The following is a 20,473-nucleotide window of genomic DNA, read 5'->3' as shown; positions in this document are numbered from 1 at the left end:
GAGTCAAAATCAGGTTCGTGTTTTTGTTGTATCGCGACTGAAATAATGATATGCTCAAATTATAAATAAAACTGCGAGGAATAAGATGAATAAAGACCAATATCAGAACATTTTTAAGAAAGCTAGAGTATTAATAAATCAAAATAGTCTCATTAATTTACGTGATTATCGTAAAAGTGGTTTTTATTATGGAGAATTTTATCATGATTTTGTTATCCTCAAGACAAAGGTTAGTATGGGGTCTGTTAGAAGTGATAGTTGTCAATGCCAGACATATGGAAAATACGGTGCTTGCGAGCATACTATGGCTTTAAGGGCAGAAGTAGGATTGTCGATTTCGTGGGAGGATGCTTATGTAGAATTGCACGATGAGGAAAATGAAAAGAAAATCGAAACATACAAGGTTGATGCTTTAACACAATTCATGGATAGTCTGCAAAATCATTTTTTAGTTTCCGTAAGTCCAGAACAATTACAGCCACTTAAACTTTATTATCAGCTCGATTATGCTCAAAAATCAGGGCAAACTGCCTTTTATTTAAGACTGTATGTCAATAATGGAAAGCGTAATTATTTGATAAAAAATATTCATGAATTTTTAAATAAGTGCTTTTATACAGATCACTATAAGTTGACGCCTAAAGTATCGATAGCAGTAGCCCCAGAGTGTTTTTCAAAAGAGGACTTTGCGTTGATTCAATGGTTAATGGCTACTCATTTAGGACATTTAAACTATGTAGATTATCGCGAACATAGTCAAGAGAAAGAAGTTGTGTTGGATAGTACGACAATGGACGAGCTGTTAGAAAAATTCCCGAATCATTTATTAAAAATTACTGTAGACAATCAAGAATTTACGCAATTTCACACCATGCCAGCGGATTTGGATTCATTTATTACTTGTCATATTCAAAAGGTCGATGAGAATCTAGTAACACTGTTTTTTGAAGATAATCTTGAAATGACCGACTTTACGTATTTGTGTGCGGTGATTAAGGGACAATTGTATCGTTTGGATTATCAGTCTGTTTTACTATATGACACTTATTCTGACTTTCAACAAAAATTATATCGTTATGTGACGTGGCAGTTTGATAGGTTGATTTACGGTTTTGATTCAATCTTTCGTTTCTCCTTACAAGAGGCAAATGCTTTCTTATCTAAATATTTACCAGTAATTCAAAAATTTGCGGTTGTGGATATTGATCCGACTTTGACAGAAAATATGATTGTTGCGCCATTAGTTCCGAAGTTTTATTTTTCTGAGGTAAGATTTGGGGTCCAGTTAGACTTGACGTTGCAATATGGTGATATCGTGCTTGCGAAAAAATCAGCTTATCGCCAAAATGCTGACCAAGCCAATCAGTTAATTCGTGATATCGATCAGGAAAATCGTATCGAACAGTTTATTTTGGCTAATCAATTTGTCGAAAAAAAGGCTAGTTATCAATTATCGATTTCTCGTGATGAAGACTTCTATCATTTCTTAAAATATACACTGACGCAATTTGCCCAATTCGGTGAAGTGATTTTAGATGAAAAACTTCAAGAAATGTTTGTCAATCAGGAACAGTATAAGCCAAAATTGTCGATTATTAAAAATGGTGGTTTTTTAGATGTATCTTTTGAAGTCGACGGTATTGAATTAGAAGATGTCGAGCGTGCTTTAGTTGCTTTAAGTAAGAATGCGGATTTTGTGCGATTAAATGATGGCCGCTTGCTTGATTTGTCTCAAGAGGAGTTCCAAAAAGCAAGTGAGTCATTGTCCTTGATTCGACAAGTCAGTGAACAAAAAGCCAACCAATTCCAGATGCCCTTATATCGCGGTGGACAGTTAGCCCGATTAGAAAATGAGCAAATCGAGGTCAACCAAGACTTTACGACTTTTGTTCAACATTTAACCCATCCACAAGACTATCCGGTGGATTTACCAAGTGGATTAAATGCTAGTTTACGTCCTTACCAATTAACGGGATTTCGCTGGTTGAAGATGTTAAGTGATTATCAGCTTGGGGGGATTTTGGCGGATGAAATGGGTCTAGGAAAAACGATTCAGACGATTACTTATCTGTTATCTGAAAAGCAAAATGATCCATCAATGAAGGCTTTAATTATCGTACCAGCCAGCCTTGTTTATAATTGGTATCAAGAGTGTAAGCAGTTTGCACCTGAGTTAAAAGTGCAAGTCGTAAATGGTGGGAAAGATAAACGGGCTGAACAACTCGCGACTGAAGCGGATGTATATGTGACAAGCTATCAAAGTTTCCGTCAAGATGAAAAATTACATGCCAAAATAGCCTATCAAGTGTTGATTTTAGATGAAGCGCAGATGGTGAAAAATAGTCAAACGAAAACGGCCCAAGCCTTGCGTAAATTAACGATTCCAAAACGGTTTGCCCTTAGTGGTACGCCAGTGGAAAATAAACTTGAGGAATTATGGTCAATTTTTCAAGTGATTATTCCGGGATTTTTCCCAAGTAAGGCGAAGTTTAAGAAATTCCCAACCGAATTAATTGCTCAGATGATTCAGCCATTTGTGTTAAGACGAACGAAAGAAGAAGTCTTGCTTGATTTGCCAGAACGAATTGAGACAAATTATTTCAATGAATTAAACAAAGAGCAAAAAGAAATCTATCTAGCACAGTTAGAACAAATTCAAAAAACGTTAGCCCAAATGAATAGTGACGAGTTTAAAAAGAATCGCATTAGCATTTTAGCTGGTCTAACTCGCTTAAGACAGATTTGTTGTTCGCCGCAGCTTTATTTAGATGATTTTCATGGGGAGTCTGGAAAATTAGAACAGTTAAAGGAATTACTGACTCAGGCTTTGGAAAACAATCGCCGCATCTTAATTTTCTCGCAGTTTGCTAGTATGTTGAACTTAATCGAAGTAGAGTTAGCGCAGTTAGATATTCCATGCTTCAAATTAGATGGCAGCACACCGAGCAAGCAGCGTATGGAAATGGTAGGAGCCTTTAATCAAGGAGCCAAATCTGTCTTTTTAATTTCGCTTAAAGCTGGTGGTACGGGATTGAACTTAACTGGGGCGAATACGGTGATTCTGTATGATTTATGGTGGAATCCAGCTGTAGAAGACCAAGCAACAAGCCGTGCCCATCGAATGGGACAAAAAGAAGTGGTCGAAGTATGGCGTTTGATTACAGAAGGTACGATTGAAGAAAAAATCTATGAGCTCCAACAAAGCAAGCGTGAACTCTTTGATAAAGTCATGCAAGGGGATGAGTCTTCCCTTTCTCAATTAACCGAAGAAGATATCCGCCAAATTTTCCAAGTAGGGATAGAATAAGAATTTTGAAGAATTTCTGCGTATTTTGTGTACGGATGAAATTCTTCTTTTTTTGACTTTTTCTGCCAATTATCTATTGACTTAAAGTGAAGTTTAAGGTGTAGACTTGGGGTGTAAGTGGAGAAAAAGAAAAATATTTTTTCAAGGCTGTACAATGGTTGAAAATAATAGAAAGAATGGAAAGTGATGAACATGAATCAAAAAATAACTCAAGATGCAGGTAGAAAGCAATTAGGGGATTTTACGCCAGATTTTGCTCATTTTAATAAGGATGAATAACCGATATATAACAAAATGTTATATAATTATCTGTGTTGTCATTTGTTCAAAAAGATGGTATGTTAGTTTCTGAAACCGTTCGTGGTGAAGGTGGTATCTTAGTGAATCAACAAGGAAAACGATTCTTCAACGAATTAGAAACACGTGATAAAGTTTCAGCAGCTATTTCCGCTTTACCAGAACAATATGCCTACATCGTATTTGATGATGCTTTAGCTAGTCGCGCAAAACAAATTGACTTCTATAAATCTAAAGGCGTCGTAGTTGAAGGTAAGACCATTGAAGAATTAGCGAAGAAGATTAAAGTTCCCGCTGATACGTTGAAACAAACGATTGATACATGGAACCAAGATGTTGCTAATAAGAAAGATCCAGAATTTGGTCGTTCTACAGCAATGGATTATGATTTAACCAAAGCGCCTTACTATGCGATTCAAATTGCGCCTGGTATTCACCATACAATGGGTGGTGTGAAGATTAATACGAATACCGAAGTGATTAATACTAAAGGTGAAGTCATTCCTGGTCTTTATGCTGCAGGTGAAGTAACTGGTGGTTTACATGGTAATAACCGTATTGGTGGAAATGCTGTGGCTGATATCGTCATTTTCAGTCGCCAAGCAGGTAACCAATCAGCAGCTTATGCTCAAAGATAATTGATAATTTAAAGTTTTAGATACAGCTCTTTGATGTCAAGGGGCTGTATTTTTTTAGGAAGATAGTTTAGGGGCTCAATATTGACTAATATCAATAGTCGGTTGTGAAACTTGTTTCTCTGTTACACGAAATGTGAAACATTTTAAAGATGAAAAAACGCATTTTTCCAGAAATTGCTAAGTGTATTTATTTCAAAAATCCTGTTAAATTAGGAATGTTAAGGAAAGCCACAAAATTTCACTTCTTAACCTGTGGAAAAATAAATAGCGAATTACTTTGCGCTAGGATTAGGGTGGAGAGTTGTTTTTTTGTGATTTTTTGGTTATCATGGAAAAGTGAAGAGAGGTGCAGTGATGAATTTACTTTTTTCAATCGATGATACTTATGTGGACCAATGGAAGGTAACACTATTTTCGATTGTGCATAATTCCAATTTTCAAGAATTATCAGTATATATTTTACAAAAAGAGGCTTTAACACGGAATGCCGAAATACTTGATTTTTGCAAAAGATTAGGCGTTACTTACTATCCTGTCATTATTGGAAAGGATGAATTCCAAGACGCACTAACTAGTAAACGTTATCCAGAAACGATTTATTATCGGTTGATAGCGCATGAATATTTACCACAAAATTTGGATAAAGTCTTATATATTGACGCCGATATTTTGTGTCTGAATGATATTTCAACGATTTATGAAATGAAACTGGATGATTTTTTATATGCAGCGGCGAGTCATATTGCGGATTCAAATATTCGTGATTTAATTAATAAAGCTAGACTTGGAAATTTTGAGGCAACTTCTTATGTTAATTCTGGTGTTTTATTAATGAATCTTGAGCAAATCCGTAAAACGGTGAAGCGAGAAGATATTATGGATTATATTGCTACAAATGGTCCGTTATTATTTTTGCCAGACCAAGATGTTTTAAATGCGTTATATGGGCATCAAATTTTATTAGTCGCAGATGAGATTTATAACTTTGATGCGCGTTATCATGCTTATTATTATGCGAAAACGGCTGGTCTGATTGATGCAGATTGGATTGTGCAAAATACGGTCTTTTTACATTATTGTGGTAAAGATAAGCCGTGGAAGAAAAATGCCCGTGGTAAATTTTCTTTCATTTATAAGCATTACCAACGATTAACTCATAAAGTATAGGAAGGAAGTTATTATGAATATTCAGTGGTTTCCCGGCCATATGGCAAAAGCAAAACGGGAAGTAAGTGAAAAATTAAAATTTGTCGATATCGTGTTTGAATTAGTGGATGCAAGACTACCTTTATCTTCTAGAAATCCATTGTTAAATCAAATTTTACAACAAAAACCTCGGATTATGTTGTTAAATAAAGCGGATTTAGCTGATCCAAAGCAAACTAAGCAGTGGATTGACTATTTTAAAGCTCAAGGGATTTTAGCTTTAGCCATTAATGCCCAAGAAAATCAAGGAGTAAAGCAAATTTTACCTTTAGCTAAAGAAGCACTAGCCGAAAAGATTGCCCGTGATAAGGCACGAGGACTTAAACCCAGAGCAATCCGTGCGATGATTATCGGTATTCCAAATGTGGGAAAATCGACCTTGTTGAATCGCTTGGTAGGTAAAAAAATTGCACAAACCGGAAATAAGCCTGGGGTGACAAAAGGCCAACAATGGTTAAAACTAGGAAATGAGTTGGAGTTACTTGATACACCAGGAATATTATGGCCAAAATTTGATGATCAAGAAATTGGGATGAAGTTAGCTTTGACCGGCGCGATTAAAGACCAATTATTACATTTAGATGATTTGACCATTTATGGGTTGGACTTCTTTGCCCGTTATTATCCTGGGCAAATAAAAGCTCGCTATTCATTTGCTGATGAAAGTCTACTTGGTGGCGAATTAATTATGGACTTGACCAAGGGACTCGGGTTTAGAGAAGATTATGAACGGGCTTGTGAGCGGATTATTCACGATATTCGTCAAGGGAAATTAGGACGCTATACTTTGGACCGCGCTGAAGAGGTGAGTGGCTATGAGTGAGACGATTGCCCAAATTAAAGAAAAATTGGCACAAATCCATAATGCACAAGATGCGTATGTTTTACAATTACGAAAAGATGAACGAGCTGGCGTGCAAAAATTAATCCAGCAATTTGAAAATCGTTTAGCTAAAGAACAGGCAATGATTAACAAGGCTAAAACAATGCGGCAATTTGAAAATGAATTATTGGCAAAAGGTTATCAGGCGATTTGCGGAATTGATGAAGTAGGCCGGGGACCATTAGCTGGACCTGTAGTGGCTGCAGCGGTGATTTTACCTAATGATGAATTGATTTTAGGATTGAATGATTCTAAGCAATTATCCGAAAAAAAACGCGAAAGTCTGTATCAGATTATCCAGGAAAAAGCCGTGGCCATTGGAATTGGGGTGGTAGATGAAACAACGATTGATGCCATCAATATCTATCAAGCAGCACGACTAGCAATGACCAAAGCTGTTGAACAATTAGCGGTGCAACCAGATTACTTGCTGATTGATGCAATGGAATTAGATTTAGATATTCAACAAACTTCATTAATTAAAGGTGATGCACGGAGTCAAAGTATTGCCGCAGCTAGTATTATTGCTAAAGTTTATCGTGATCATTTAATGGTTGAACTGGATAAACAGTATCCTGGCTATGGTTTTGGCAAAAATGCAGGCTATGGCACGAAGGAACATTTAGAAGGATTAGCGAAATATGGCGTGACACCTATTCATCGCAAAACATTTGCTCCAATAAAAGATATGATTTAAAAAAGTGTACCGACCCCCAAAAGTTAGACCATAAAATCTAACAATTGGAGGTCGGTATTTTTATGTCCAAATATTCTTATGAGTTTAAAAAGCAAGTTGTAAATGCTTATCTTAATGGCGAAGGTGGTTATACTTATCTTGCAAATAAGTTCGGCATTCCATCTGTTAATAAAGTTAAACTATGGGTGGATAATTACAATGCATTTGGTGATGAAGGATTAAAACGTTCTAGAAAAAAAGATTTTTATTCTTTTGAAAAGAAGCTTTCTATAGTAGAGTTATATTTATCAAGTGAAATCTCATATCAAGATTTAGCTCTGCAAGAAGGAATTACTAATCCAAGTATGATCACAAATTGGGTGAGTCGCTTTCGTGCAGCTGGTCCTGATGCCCTAAGACCACGCAAGAAGGGACGAAAGAAAACATTGAATACAACTAATGGCAATACACAAAACAAACCAGTTGAAGAATCTTCTGTTGATACAAGTGCAGAACATGTAAAAGAGCTAGAAGATGAACTTCTTAAATTGAGAATTGAGAATGCCTTTTTAAAAGAACTGAGGAGGCTGCGTTTAGAGGACGAGGAAAAAATGAGAGAACGGCACTCGTCATCAACAGTCTCCGACGAGAATTCAAACTAAAAGACCTTCTCTCTTATACAGGCATGCCTAAAGCAACATATATGTATTGGCAAAAACGATTTGATAGAGAAAATCCTGACAAAGAACTTGAAGAAAAAATCCAAGAAATCCGTAAGAATAATAAGGATTACGGATATCGTAGAATACATGGAGAGCTTCATAATCAGGGATATCTCATCAACAAAAAGAAGGTTCAGCGAATAGTTCAAAAACTTGGCTTGCAGGTGACATCCTACACACGCAAAAGTAGGAAATATAGTTCCTATAAGGGCAGGATTGGTACCATTGCACCCAACAGAATTCGCAGACGCTTTAATACGCACATACCCCATCAAAAAATCACAACGGATACGACTGAATTTAAGTATTATGAAGTTGATGTCAAAGGACATATGACAATGCATAAGCTGTATTTAGATCCATTTATGGATATGTGTAATGGAGAAATACTAAGTTACAGCATCGATAAGAAACCTTCAGCAAAGAATGTAATGAATGCCTTGGATAAAGCCATTGAAATCACTTCAGACTGCCCTTATAGACGAACATTCCATTCTGACCAGGGTTGGGCATACCAGATGAAGGCATACTCTCACAGGCTAAAAGAAGAACGAATATTTCAAAGCATGTCTCGAAAGGGCAACTGTCTAGATAATTCCGTAATGGAGAATTTCTTCGGTCTGCTTAAGCAAGAGATATACTATGGCGTTATTTACTATAGCTATGAGGAATTAAAAATGGAAATAGAACGATTTATAAAGTATTATAATGAACAACGAATAAAAGAAAAGTTAGGATGGATGAGTCCTGTTCAATATAGGCTCCATCTTTTAGCTGCATAATGAAAACGAGACGACCGGAGTCGTCTCGTAAAAAAGTCTAACTTTTGGGGGTCACCTCAAAGTTTTCCCTCCTTTTTTGCGTATTTAGTAAATGAGGAGGGATTTTTGTGTTTGAACGATTATCAAAATTAGAACAATTATGTGTGAAATTAAGTTATTTACCATTGAGCATTCAGAAAAAATGGCGGGCTTTTGGCTATTTTGTGGCGCATCCGTTGACTGAACTAGCACAACAAGGGCCAATTATTATGCGCGAATTACAAATCAGTCAGCACCAGGATTTATTTTTGCAGTATTGGCAGGAATTAGATGAGCAAAAACTAGCAGATTTGACAGCTGAGCAGAAATTTATCACTATATTATCAGATGATTACCCTGATGTTTTAAAAGAAACTTATCAACCACCGCTTGTTCTTTTTTATGAAGGCGATAAATCTTTATTGCAGCAACGACAAATCGCCATTGTGGGTTCGCGATTAGCCAGTCCGTACGCCTATCAAGTAATGGAGCAGCTTTTACCACCATTGATTGATGAAGGCTTGGTCATTACGAGTGGTTTGGCTAAAGGGGTAGATAGTTATGCCCATCAATTGGCGATGATTTATCACGGAAAGACGATTGGGGTAGTAGGATGTGGAATTGATATTTGTTATCCTAAAGAAGTACGGTCGATATATGAGCGGATGAAAACTCAGCAGCTAATAGTGAGTGAGTATCCGGCAACTACCCCTGTGCGACGTTTTCATTTTCCGCTTCGTAATCGTATTATCGCTGGACTGGCTGAAGGTGTCTGTGTGATTGAGGCTAAAGATAAGAGCGGTTCTTTAATTACGGCACAGCTTGCTATTGATGAAGGTCGCAGTGTCTTTAGTGTGCCAGGAGAAGTTATAAGTCGTCGTAATACCGGAACTTTAAAGCTTATTCAAGATGGAGCAAAATGCGTGATTTCAGCATCGGATATTCTTGATGAATTGCCAAATTTTCGCGTAAAATAATCGTTTGTATATTTTTGCTTTGCTATTTTTCTTGACAAACCTAATTCTTATCGCTATGATTGTAGTCGATTTACGAAAAAAAATAATTTTGTTCATGTCTTTAAGCATTTTGGACAAAATTTGAAAATGATATAATTTGAATTCATTTATTATAATAGAAGAAAAATTTTATAAAGGAGCTCTGATTTGATGGCATATAAGTATTTAGTCATAGTGGAGTCACCAGCAAAAGCAAAAACAATTGAGAAGTATTTAGGAAAGAACTACAAAGTCGTTGCCAGTGTGGGGCATGTACGTGATTTACCTAAAAGTAAGATGGGGATTGATGTAGAAAACAACTATGAACCACACTATATTTCAATCCGCGGTAAAGGCGATGTCATTAAGAGTTTACGTCAAGCTGCAAAAAAAGCGGAAAAAGTTTATCTTGCAAGTGACCCGGATAGAGAAGGGGAAGCAATCGCCTGGCATTTAGCACATATTCTAGGCTTGTCACTGGAAGATAAAAACCGTGTTGTCTTTAATGAGATTACCAAAGATGCGGTCAAAGCGGCTTTTAAAGAACCACGTACCATTAATTTAGATTTAGTGGATGCGCAACAAGCTCGTCGTGTGTTAGACCGACTTGTAGGGTATTCTATTAGTCCGATTCTATGGAAAAAAGTGAAAAAAGGTTTGAGTGCAGGTCGGGTACAGTCAATTGCCTTGAAGATGATAATTGATCGCGAAAAAGAAATTCGTGAGTTCAAGCCAGAAGAATATTGGACGATTGATGGGAACTTTAAAAAAGGACGTCAAAAGTTTAAAGCCAATTTCTGGGGTTTAGATGGTAAAAAACATCAGCTAAAGACGCAAGAAGATGTTCAAGCGGTTTTACAACGTGTCGATTCTAAAGATTATCAAGTAACCAAAGTTGAAAAGAAAGAACGTAAACGCAATCCAGCAGCGCCATTTACAACGAGTAGTTTACAACAAGAAGCTGCGCGGAAATTAAACTTTAGAACACGTAAAACAATGATGGTTGCGCAACAATTATATGAAGGAATTGCCCTAGGTCGTCAAGGTACGGTCGGTCTAATTACCTATATGCGTACAGACTCTAAACGAATTGCCGATACAGCCAAACAAGAGGCTTCACAATTTATTGAAGAAACTTATGGTAGTGAATTTGCGGCTCACAGTAGCAAAAAAGTTGTCAATGCGCAAGGTGCCCAAGATGCCCATGAAGCGATTCGTCCAACGAGTGTGTTGCGTACACCAGAAAGTTTAGCAAAATACTTAGATAAAGATCAAATGAAGCTATATTCTTTGATTTGGTCCAGATTTGTGGCTAGTCAGATGACACCTGCTGTCCTTGATACAATGAAAGTGACTTTAGTTCAAAACGGGATTACTTTTATTGCCAACGGATCGAAAGTGAAATTCAAAGGTTTCATGCAAGTCTATGTTGAAGGTCGCGATGATGGCAAGGAAGAAAAAGAAAATGTGTTGCCAGAATTAGTCGAAGGGGAAACTGTACAGTCTGTAGATGTTGAGCCTAAACAACACTTTACTCAACCGCCTGCACGATATAGTGAAGCTACTTTGATTCGCACGCTTGAAGAAAATGGTGTTGGTCGTCCTTCAACTTATGCACCAACGCTTGATACGATTCAACGTCGCTACTATGTCAAATTGGCACAAAAACGATTTGAACCAACAGAATTAGGAGAAATTGTTAATACATTAACGGTTGACTTCTTCCCTAAAATTGTTGATATTCACTTTACTGCTGAAATGGAAAACAGTTTGGACCGTGTCGAAGAAGGTAAAGAGAACTGGGTAAAAGTCATCGATGGTTTCTATCAACCATTTGCGAAAGAATTGGCTGTGGCAGAAGAGCAAATTGAAAAAGTCCAAATTAAAGATGAACCAGCTGGCTTTGACTGTGATGTTTGTGGTCATCCGATGGTCGTAAAACTAGGAAAATATGGCAAATTCTATGCATGTAGTAATTTCCCAGAATGCCGCAATACGAAGCCTATTGTAAAAGAAATCGGGGTTGAATGTCCACACTGTCATAAAGGGCAAATCATTGAAAGAAAATCTAAGAAAAATCGGGTTTTTTACGGCTGCAGTAATTATCCTGAATGTGAGTTTGTTTCTTGGGATAAACCAATTGGCAGAAATTGTCCAAAATGTGATCACTTCTTAGTTGAGAAAAAAGTCAAAGGTGGCAAGCAAGTCGTTTGTCCAAATGGTGATTACGAAGAAAATGTCATTAAATAGATAGGAGAGAATTGATGGTTTATGTGAATGTTATTGGTGCTGGGCTAGCAGGAAGTGAAGCAGCTTGGCAAATTGCAAATGCAGGCGTGGAAGTTCATCTATATGAAATGCGTCCAACAAAGAAAACACCTGCCCATCATACAAATCAATTTGCTGAATTGGTTTGTTCAAATTCATTACGAGGCAATAGCTTACAAAATGCTGTTGGCGTCTTAAAAGAAGAAATGCGTCGAATGAATTCAGTAATTATTCATAGCGCAGATGAAACTAGTGTCCCTGCTGGTGGTGCATTAGCGGTGGATCGTGATACTTTTTCAGCAACGGTAACTGAAAAATTACGTAATCATCCACTTATCACTGTATATGAAGAAGAATTAACAGCATTTCCAGAAGGGATTACCGTAGTTGCGACTGGGCCTTTAACTTCTGAAGGGTTAGCAAAAACAATTAAAGAATTCAATGGTTCGGATGGTTTTTATTTCTATGATGCCGCTGCGCCAATTATTGAAAAATCTTCAATCAATTTTGATAAAGTATATCTAAAATCACGTTATGATAAAGGTGAGGCAGCTTATTTGAACTGTCCGATGACCAAAGAAGAGTTCGAGGCTTTTCATAAAGAATTGGTTAATGCGGAAGTGGCACCATTAAAAGAGTTTGAAAAAGAAAAATACTTTGAAGGCTGTATGCCAATTGAAGTGATGGCAGCTCGTGGTGAGAAAACGATGTTGTTTGGGCCAATGAAACCAGTTGGCCTTGAAGATCCTAAAACTGGTAAACGTCCCTATGCGGTTATCCAATTGCGTCAGGATAATGCGGCAGCTTCACTTTATAATATCGTTGGGTTCCAAACTCATTTGAAATGGGGCGAACAAAAACGTGTCTTCCAAATGATTCCTGGCTTGGAAAATGCTGAATTTGTCCGTTATGGTGTCATGCATCGTAATAGCTTTATGAATTCTCCAGAGTTATTAGAACCAACTTATCAATCACGCAAAGATAGTCGTATTTTCTTTGCGGGTCAGATGACGGGGGTTGAAGGTTATGTGGAAAGTGCAGCCAGTGGATTAATTGCTGGTATCAATGCAGCGCGTTTAGCCAAAGGTGAAGAACTTGTTGTCTTCCCTCGTGAAACTGCGATGGGTTCGATGGCTTACTATATCACGCATGCTGAAGGTAAGCATTTCCAACCAATGAATGCCAACTTCGGCCTATTCCCAGAGCTTCCTGAACGAATTCGCGATAAGAAATTACGTTATGAAACGCTAGCAAATCGCGCGTTAGAAAGTTTAGAACAAGTCAAAAATGAATTAGCTTAAAAGAATTAGGATTACTATCTTCCAGGTGGTAATCCTTTTTTAATGAAAAATTGCAGTGTAAAATAGTCGGGAGCAAGCAACTTTTTTTACCTATTTTTGACACTTTAGAAGAATTGATGAAAAAATTTTGAATATATTAAAAGTTTGCTAAATTTGCAACTATTTAGACTATTAAACGCTTGCGAAATATGCTAATATCATGTTATTGTATAGGAGACAAAGAAAATTCTGACAATTTGTTGTAATTCAGTAAAAGATATGTTAAAGTTTATTCTATAAAAGTATTAGAATTTTCTGAGAATTACTACAATTTGTCTCATAATCATGATTGGAGGAGGCGCTTAATATATGGTAGAATCACAATTTCATTCCACCACAATATGTGCGGTAGAAAAAGACGGAAAATTTGCAATGGCTGGGGATGGTCAAGTAACCCTAGGCGAACAAATTGTTATGAAAGCGACTGCACGTAAAGTTCGTCGTATTTATAATAATCAAGTTGTTGTAGGTTTCGCAGGAAGTGTTGCGGATGCCTTTACTTTAGAGGAAAAGTTTGAAGGTAAACTAAACGAATATAATGGGAATTTACAACGTGCTGCTGTGGAATTAGCGCAAGAGTGGCGTACCCAGCAGTCAATGCAAAAGTTAGAAGCTATGTTAATCGTTATGAATGACAAAGAAATGTTACTTGTATCGGGAACTGGGGAAGTGATTGCTCCTGATGATGGTATTTTAGCGATTGGCTCAGGTGGAAATTATGCTTTAGCTGCAGCCCGTGCGATGAAAAATTATAGTGGACAAGATTTATCCGCTGCTGAAATTGCTAAAAACGCTTTAACAATTGCAGCAGATATCTGTGTCTTTACAAACCATAATATTATTGTAGAAGAATTTTAAGGAAGGTATCTCGATGAATCAAACACCAAGACAAATTGTAAATGAATTAGATAAATACATCGTTGGTCAAAATCAAGCAAAAAAATCTGTTGCGGTAGCCCTTCGTAATCGTTATCGTAGAATGCAATTAGACGAAAAAATGCAACAGGATGTTACACCTAAAAATATCTTGATGATTGGGCCAACAGGGGTAGGTAAGACTGAAATTGCTCGACGCCTAGCAAGAATTGTGGATGCCCCATTCGTAAAAGTCGAAGCCACTAAATTTACCGAAGTTGGTTATGTGGGTCGCGATGTTGAATCCATGGTTCGTGATTTAGTTGAAAATGCGATTACAATTGTGAAAAAACAACAATATAATCGTGTCAAAGTGCAAGCCACTAAAAAGGCGAATCGTCGTTTAGTGAAGGCCTTAGTTCCGGGTATTAAGAAAGAACAGCGTAAGTCAAATAATCCTTATGAACAAATGATGACGATGTTCCAAGGCATGCAAGCAGGGGAAACAGAGCCTAAAGAAGAGTTGACTGATGAAATTCGCAGCACTCGTCAAGCGGTCTATGAACAATTAGAAAAAGGTTTACTAGATAATCGTGAAGTGACCATTGAAATTGATGAACCAAAAGTAGCAATGCCAAGTTTGAATAATGGTTTAGAACAAATGGGGATTGATATCCAAGAAACCCTAGGCTCATTAAGACCGAAAAAGAAAATTACCCGTACTTTAACAGTCAAAGAGGCTCGCGAATTATTAATTAATGAAGAGTCTGCTAAATTAGTGAATGATGCCGATATTCATTCGGAAAGTTTGAAATTAGCACAATCTCAAGGCATTATCTTCATTGATGAAATTGATAAAATCACTTCAAAATCACAACAGTCAGGTCAAGTCTCACGTGAAGGCGTGCAACGAGATATTTTGCCAATTGTTGAAGGTTCGCAAGTCAATACAAAATATGGCCCAATCCAAACTGACCACATTTTATTTATCGCTTCTGGAGCCTTTCATTTATCTAAGCCTAGTGATTTAATTCCTGAATTACAAGGTCGTTTTCCAATCCGTGTGGAATTAGATGATTTGACTGCTGAAGATTTCGTGAAGATATTGACCGAACCTAATAATGCGCTAGTCAAACAATATATTGCTTTATTAGCTACAGAAAATATTCAAGTAACCTTTACGATTGAAGCGATTGAAAAAATTGCCCAAATTGCTTTTCAAGTGAATCGTGATACGGATAATATTGGGGCACGTCGCTTGCATACGATTCTTGAACGTTTGCTTGAAGATTTATTATTCGAAGCACCTGATATGCAAATGGGTGAGATTACGATTACAGAAGGATATGTGGCTGAAAAATTAGACAGTATTGCTAAAGATGAAGATATGAGCCGTTATATTTTATAAAAAAGGGGTAGATGAAATGACGACTTTACTACAGAAAACCAGACGAATTAATGAGTTGTTGCAACAAAAAAATACACTCATGAACACTAGTAGTATGCCGTATAACCGCATGGCGATGATATTAGGGGATATTTTGGATACTATCACTTATATTATTAGTAGTGATGGGAAGCTATTGGGAATTAATGAAAAATATGATATTAATAATGATCGTGTGAAGAATATCTTAGTGGAACGTCAATTTCCAGTGTCTTATACTGATTTAGTCGACCGCTTGGAAAAAACCAAAGAAAATATTCCGATTACCGATGATTTGACTGCTTTTCCGATTGAATTTCGTGAAATGTATCCAGATGGGTTAACAACGATTGTACCTATTTATGGTGCTGGTGAACGTCTAGGTACGATTATCCTTTCCAAATTGTCTGATGCATTCAATGAAGATGATTTAGTTTTAGCTGAGTATAGTGCGACAGTTGTAGGGATGCAAATTTTGTACCAACAATCAAGAAATATTGAAGAAGATATTCGCAATGCTACAGCTGTACAAATGGCTATCAATACCTTGTCTTACTCTGAGCTAAAAGCTGTTCAAGCGATTTTTGCGGCTTTGGATGGCGATGAAGGTCGTTTAACGGCTTCAAGTATTGCTGATGAAATCGGCATTACACGTTCTGTCATTGTTAATGCCTTGAGAAAGCTAGAATCAGCTGGAATTATTGAGTCTCGCTCACTTGGTATGAAGGGGACTTACTTAAGAATTTTAAATCATCGTTTCAAACAAGAATTAGATAAACAATAAAGGATATGAGCATATGTATACGATTCAAAATGAATTTTTAAAAGTTAATTTTCAAGCTAAGGGAGCTGAATTAACGAGTATTGTCAATTTAAAAGACCAAACAGAATATTTATGGCAAGCAGACCCTAATCATTGGGGTAAGCATGCACCAATTTTATTTCCAATCGTTGGTGGGTTGAAAAATGGGCAATATCAATTAAAGGGACAAACTTATGAACTATCACGACATGGTTTTGCCCGTGATTTACCCTTTGATTTGTTTGAGCAAACAGCTACTTCAATTACTTTTGTCTTGAAATCAGATGAAAATACTTTTGAACGTTATCCCTTTGAATTTGCCCTTTATGTGAAATATACTTTACATGAAAATCAATTAGTGGTAAATTATCGGGTGTATAACCTATCAGATGATACGATATACTATGGCATTGGTGGACATCCTGCCTTTAATGTACCTTTAGTGCCAGACTTAGAATTTACGGATTATCAGCTTTCATTCACTCAAGGAAAAGTAGAGCGCTTGATTCCACTAGAAGATAATTTATTAAATCTAGAAAAAGCGGTGGAAAATCCTGAAGTGAGTCAAATACCATTGACACATGAATTGTTTAAAGGTGATGCTTTAGTCTATACCACCACAACTGATCCGATTGAAATTGTGTTAAGTTCAACAAAAGATTCGCATAAGATTACCGTAAATTATCAAGATTTACCATTTGTAGGCATCTGGTCAACCTATCCTGTGGCCTCTCCATTTGTATGTATTGAACCATGGGCAAGTGTGGCAGATATCACAACAACAAGTGGTGATTTAACTGAAAAATATGGGATTGAATCCTTAAGTATCGGTGATCAAAAAGAATATCAATATATGATTCGTTTTGAGTAATAAAAAATAGTCCTTCGATTATGAAGGACTATTTTTGTGGATTATTTTTGCTGCTATTTAAACCAAACGGCACACGACTTTCTGTACCGTTTTTGATTCGTTTAATATTATCTTTGTGACGATAAAAAATAAATGTTGATACGCAAATTGCAATAATTGTTAATAATAAATTATGTTTTGGTAAAAGTACCGGACAAATATAGGGTAAAAAGATAGTTGATAAAGTAATCAATATAGCTGCAATCATACTTGAAAGACTAACCATACTTGTGATGAATAAACAAATGATAAAAATCGCACAAGAATAGATAAAAAAGATTGGTTGATAACCTAGTAACATTCCTGCAGAAGTCGCTACTGCTTTACCACCTTTAAAATGAGCAAAAATAGGGAAAGTATGTCCGATAATTGCTGCTACACCGAAAATAAGCGGGTTGACCTGAGTGATACCAAATAACGTCGGTAACATGGTTGCAAGTGTTCCTTTTAGAATATCGATGATTAAGACCGCAATTCCAGCTTTTTTGCCTAAAACTCTGAAAGTATTCGTCGTTCCGGTATTCCCGCTCCCAAATTGACGAATATCTTTGTGGTAAAATATTTTGCCAATCCAGACACCTGATGGAATCGAGCCTAACAGATAAGCGACTAAGAATAAATAATATTTTGTCATAATTGCCACCTTTTTTAATAAACTAGCTCGATTGTACCATGAAATTAATATAACAACAATGGAAGTTTGATTAAAATATCAATTAAGTAAACTATAAATGGATGAAATAAATATGATATAATCAGGATATATATAAATGAAGGAGCGATTGATATGCAACTAAATGATACACAACTAAAGAACGTTTTAGAAAATAGCAAGAATATTGCCGTGATTGGTTTAAGTGCCAATCCAGAAAAGACGAGCCACCGCATTGCCGCTTTTTTACAAGAGAAAGGCTACCGTGTCTTTCCGGTCAATCCGGTATTAGCAGGTCAAGAAGTCCTTGGTGAAAAAGTTTATGCTTCTTTAGCGGAAGTGCCTGAGCAAATTGATATTGTTGATATTTTTAGACGTAGCGAGTTTTTACCTGATATTGCAAAAGAATTTGTCAAAACTGATGCAAAAGTTTATTGGGCGCAACTAGGAATTGAAAATGATGAAGCTGCCGAAATTTTAGAAAAGCATCATAAAGCATATATTATGAATCGTTGTATTAAGATTGAATATCAACGTTTGTTAGAAGATTAGAAGTTTGCTATTTTTTGCTAGTTTTCTTCGGCTGGTGTGATATAATAGTAAGCGTGTCTTTAAAGATGTAAAAAATAAGCAAGACAAGGAGCGACCATTTTGACAAAAAAAATAGATGAATATAATGATCAATCCATTCAAGTATTAGAAGGACTTGAGGCAGTTCGCAAGCGTCCAGGGATGTATATTGGTTCTACGGATGGCCGCGGTCTACATCATTTAGTTTATGAAATTGTAGATAATGCTGTCGATGAAGTATTAGCTGGTTTTGGTAATCAAATCAATGTCACAATTGAAAAAGACAATAGTATTACCGTGCAAGATTTCGGTCGTGGGATGCCAGTCGGAATGCATGCTTCAGGAATTCCAACCATTGAAGTCATTTTTACTGTATTGCATGCTGGTGGTAAATTTGGTCAAGGTGGCTATAAGACATCTGGTGGTTTGCACGGTGTAGGTGCCAGTGTCGTCAATGCTTTATCTAGTGAATTAGATGTAACGATTGTTAGAGATGGTTACAAATATACGCAAAGCTTTGCCGATGGAGGAAAACCTACAACAACCTTGAAAAAAGTCGGCAAAACCAAAGAAAAAAATGGTACAACCGTTCATTTCAAGCCCGATGCTAGTATTTTCTCGACCACTGTATTCTCTTATGAAACTTTAGCAGAGCGTTTGCGTGAGTCGGCTTTCTTGTTACGTGATGTAAAAATTACTTTAACAGATTTACGTAAAGACGAGCCTGTTGAGGAAGTTTTCCATTATGAAGAAGGCATCAAGGAATTTGTTGCTTATTTGAACGAAGAAAAAGATGATTTGACCCCGATTCTTTATTTCTCTGGTGAAAAAGATGGGATGCAAGTGGAAGTCGCTTTCCAATATAATGATGGCTATTCTGAAAATATTTTATCATTTGTGAATAATGTCCGTACCAAAGATGGTGGTACACATGAAGTTGGTTTTAAAACGGCGCTTACGAAATCATTCAATGAGTATGCACGAAAAGTTAACTTACTGAAAGATAAGGATAAGAATCTTGAAGGTAGTGATTTCCGCGAAGGTTTAGCAGCGGTGCTTTCTATTAAGGTTCCCGAAAACTTATTACAATTTGAAGGACAAACAAAGGGTAAACTCGGGACACCAGCAGCCAGAAATGCCGTAGATGCGACGATTTCAGAACAGTTTAGTTTCTTTTTACTAGAAAATAGTGAACTGAGTCAAATGCTCGTTCGAAAAGCCATCAAAGCCCGAGAAGCTCGAGAAGCAGCCCGTAAAGCTCGAGAAGAAAGCCGTACTGGTAAGAAAAAGAAAAAAGGTGAATCGCTCTTATCTGGTAAACTTACTCCAGCTCAATCTAAAAATGCCCAAAAGAATGAATTATATTTGGTCGAGGGGGATTCTGCTGGTGGTTCGGCAAAACAAGGTCGTGACCGTAAATTCCAAGCGATTTTACCATTGCGTGGGAAAGTCATAAATACTGAAAAAGCCAATATGCAAGAAATCTTAAAAAATGAAGAAATTAATACGATGATTTATACCATTGGTGCTGGGGTTGGTCCAGAATTTGACGTAGCGGATTGCAATTATGATAAAATCATTATTATGACCGATGCGGATACAGATGGTGCGCATATTCAAGTATTACTCTTAACATTCTTCTATCGTTATATGAAGCCTTTAATCGAAGCAGGGAAAGTTTATATTGCTTTACCACCACTTTATAAGGTATCTAAAGGGACTGGTAAAAAACAAGTCATTGAATACGCGTGGACTGATGAAGAATTAGCTGGAAAGATTAAAAAAGTTGGTAAAGGTTATATGCTTCAACGTTACAAAGGACTTGGTGAAATGAATGCCGAACAACTTTGGGAAACGACTATGAATCCAGAAACACGTACTTTAATTAGAGTCAGAATTGATGATGCGGCTCAAGCAGAACGACGTGTAACGACATTGATGGGGAATAAAGTTGAACCAAGACGTAAATGGATTGAAAGTCATGTGCAGTTCACGTTAGAAGAAGATGGTAGTATTTTAGATCGGAAGGCGATTGATGATTTACATGAGACGCACGAAACGCAGCATGATAATCATTCCCAAGATAATCCAAAATATGAAGAAATTAGTATATTTGATATTTAGTT

The 20,473-nt window shown here is 36.7% G+C and carries 15 protein-coding genes and 1 pseudogene; 15 read left to right on the top strand and 1 reads right to left on the bottom strand.

Annotated elements, in window-relative coordinates; genetic code table 11:
* The first annotated feature begins 85 nt into the window (after positions 1–85).
* From I567_RS11170 to I567_RS11105, 13 genes and pseudogenes are all read left to right on the top strand, one after another.
* Entirely contained in the window at positions 86–3,307 is a 3,222-nt protein-coding gene (locus I567_RS11170) for a DEAD/DEAH box helicase (RefSeq protein WP_016252333.1), read from the top strand.
* A gap of 323 nt (positions 3,308–3,630) precedes the next feature.
* Positions 3,631–4,242, top strand: a pseudogene (locus I567_RS11165) (FAD-binding protein); the annotation flags it as partial.
* A gap of 354 nt (positions 4,243–4,596) precedes the next feature.
* Positions 4,597–5,409, top strand: a complete 813-nt coding sequence (locus tag I567_RS11160; RefSeq protein WP_016252330.1) for a glycosyltransferase family 8 protein — start codon at positions 4,597–4,599, stop codon at positions 5,407–5,409.
* Positions 5,410–5,422: 13 nt separating this feature from the next.
* Positions 5,423–6,271, top strand: a complete 849-nt coding sequence (gene ylqF / locus I567_RS11155; RefSeq protein ID WP_016252329.1) for a ribosome biogenesis GTPase YlqF — start codon at positions 5,423–5,425, stop codon at positions 6,269–6,271.
* Positions 6,264–7,028 (top strand): ribonuclease HII, encoded by a 765-nt coding sequence (locus tag I567_RS11150; protein WP_016252328.1) that lies wholly within the window; start codon positions 6,264–6,266, stop codon positions 7,026–7,028. The genes ylqF and I567_RS11150 overlap by 8 nt, the downstream gene beginning before the upstream one ends.
* Positions 7,029–7,090: 62 nt before the next feature.
* Positions 7,091–8,511, top strand: a protein-coding gene (locus tag I567_RS12550; RefSeq protein WP_111736143.1) for an IS3 family transposase whose coding sequence is annotated in 2 segments (ribosomal slippage) — positions 7,091–7,658 and positions 7,658–8,511 — 1,422 coding nt in all. Because the reading frame shifts where the segments join, the coding sequence is not laid out codon by codon here.
* A 107-nt stretch (positions 8,512–8,618) separates the two neighbouring features.
* Positions 8,619–9,506 carry a DNA-processing protein DprA gene (gene dprA / locus I567_RS11135; protein ID WP_016252327.1) on the top strand — a complete coding sequence of 296 codons (888 nt, stop codon included), beginning with the start codon at positions 8,619–8,621 and terminating at the stop codon, positions 9,504–9,506.
* Positions 9,507–9,695: 189 nt separating this feature from the next.
* The gene (gene topA, locus I567_RS11130; protein WP_016252326.1) at positions 9,696–11,774 is read left to right on the top strand and encodes a type I DNA topoisomerase; all 2,079 of its coding nucleotides are present in this window, start codon (positions 9,696–9,698) and stop codon (positions 11,772–11,774) included.
* A 14-nt stretch (positions 11,775–11,788) separates the two neighbouring features.
* On the top strand, positions 11,789–13,093 hold the full coding sequence (gene trmFO / locus I567_RS11125; protein ID WP_016252325.1) for an FADH(2)-oxidizing methylenetetrahydrofolate--tRNA-(uracil(54)-C(5))-methyltransferase TrmFO: 1,305 nt from the start codon (positions 11,789–11,791) through the stop codon (positions 13,091–13,093).
* 348 nt (positions 13,094–13,441) lie between these two features.
* Positions 13,442–13,990 carry an ATP-dependent protease subunit HslV gene (hslV, locus tag I567_RS11120; protein WP_016252324.1) on the top strand — a complete coding sequence of 183 codons (549 nt, stop codon included), beginning with the start codon at positions 13,442–13,444 and terminating at the stop codon, positions 13,988–13,990.
* Between the two features lie 13 nt (positions 13,991–14,003).
* Complete coding sequence (gene hslU / locus I567_RS11115; RefSeq protein WP_016252323.1) at positions 14,004–15,395, top strand: ATP-dependent protease ATPase subunit HslU; 1,392 nt, start codon at positions 14,004–14,006, stop codon at positions 15,393–15,395.
* Positions 15,396–15,411: 16 nt separating this feature from the next.
* Positions 15,412–16,197 (top strand): GTP-sensing pleiotropic transcriptional regulator CodY, encoded by a 786-nt coding sequence (codY, locus tag I567_RS11110; protein ID WP_016252322.1) that lies wholly within the window; start codon positions 15,412–15,414, stop codon positions 16,195–16,197.
* 13 nt (positions 16,198–16,210) lie between these two features.
* Positions 16,211–17,086 carry an aldose 1-epimerase family protein gene (locus tag I567_RS11105; protein ID WP_016252321.1) on the top strand — a complete coding sequence of 292 codons (876 nt, stop codon included), beginning with the start codon at positions 16,211–16,213 and terminating at the stop codon, positions 17,084–17,086.
* A gap of 28 nt (positions 17,087–17,114) precedes the next feature.
* Here the strand turns inward: I567_RS11105 and plsY are convergent, their stop codons facing one another.
* Positions 17,115–17,759 (bottom strand): glycerol-3-phosphate 1-O-acyltransferase PlsY, encoded by a 645-nt coding sequence (plsY, locus tag I567_RS11100; RefSeq protein WP_016252320.1) that lies wholly within the window; start codon positions 17,757–17,759, stop codon positions 17,115–17,117.
* 153 nt (positions 17,760–17,912) lie between these two features.
* Here plsY and I567_RS11095 point away from each other — a divergent pair, with 153 nt between their 5' ends.
* Entirely contained in the window at positions 17,913–18,329 is a 417-nt protein-coding gene (locus I567_RS11095) for a CoA-binding protein (protein ID WP_016252319.1), read from the top strand.
* Positions 18,330–18,428: 99 nt separating this feature from the next.
* Positions 18,429–20,471 (top strand): DNA topoisomerase IV subunit B, encoded by a 2,043-nt coding sequence (parE, locus tag I567_RS11090; RefSeq protein WP_016252318.1) that lies wholly within the window; start codon positions 18,429–18,431, stop codon positions 20,469–20,471.
* Positions 20,472–20,473: the final 2 nt, after the last annotated feature.

The organism is Enterococcus cecorum DSM 20682 = ATCC 43198 (genome assembly GCF_000407565.1).
GTDB lineage: Bacteria > Bacillota > Bacilli > Lactobacillales > Enterococcaceae > Enterococcus_E > Enterococcus_E cecorum.
Note: the sequence above shows the minus strand (reverse complement) of the source record. Positions and strands in the feature narration are given on the sequence as shown.

Excerpts from the sequence above, each read along its gene's own strand:
- hslU (WP_016252323.1), top strand. The coding sequence starts at position 14,004 with ATGAATCAAACACCAAGACAAATTGTAAATGAATTAGATAAATACATC.
- I567_RS11150 (WP_016252328.1), top strand. The coding sequence starts at position 6,264 with ATGAGTGAGACGATTGCCCAAATTAAAGAAAAATTGGCACAAATCCAT.
- codY (WP_016252322.1), top strand. The coding sequence starts at position 15,412 with ATGACGACTTTACTACAGAAAACCAGACGAATTAATGAGTTGTTGCAA.
- I567_RS11170 (WP_016252333.1), top strand. The coding sequence starts at position 86 with ATGAATAAAGACCAATATCAGAACATTTTTAAGAAAGCTAGAGTATTA.
- topA (WP_016252326.1), top strand. The coding sequence starts at position 9,696 with ATGGCATATAAGTATTTAGTCATAGTGGAGTCACCAGCAAAAGCAAAA.
- ylqF (WP_016252329.1), top strand. The coding sequence starts at position 5,423 with ATGAATATTCAGTGGTTTCCCGGCCATATGGCAAAAGCAAAACGGGAA.
- plsY (WP_016252320.1), bottom strand. The coding sequence starts at position 17,759 with ATGACAAAATATTATTTATTCTTAGTCGCTTATCTGTTAGGCTCGATT.
- I567_RS11160 (WP_016252330.1), top strand. The coding sequence starts at position 4,597 with ATGAATTTACTTTTTTCAATCGATGATACTTATGTGGACCAATGGAAG.
- hslV (WP_016252324.1), top strand. The coding sequence starts at position 13,442 with ATGGTAGAATCACAATTTCATTCCACCACAATATGTGCGGTAGAAAAA.
- trmFO (WP_016252325.1), top strand. The coding sequence starts at position 11,789 with ATGGTTTATGTGAATGTTATTGGTGCTGGGCTAGCAGGAAGTGAAGCA.
- I567_RS11095 (WP_016252319.1), top strand. The coding sequence starts at position 17,913 with ATGCAACTAAATGATACACAACTAAAGAACGTTTTAGAAAATAGCAAG.
- I567_RS11105 (WP_016252321.1), top strand. The coding sequence starts at position 16,211 with ATGTATACGATTCAAAATGAATTTTTAAAAGTTAATTTTCAAGCTAAG.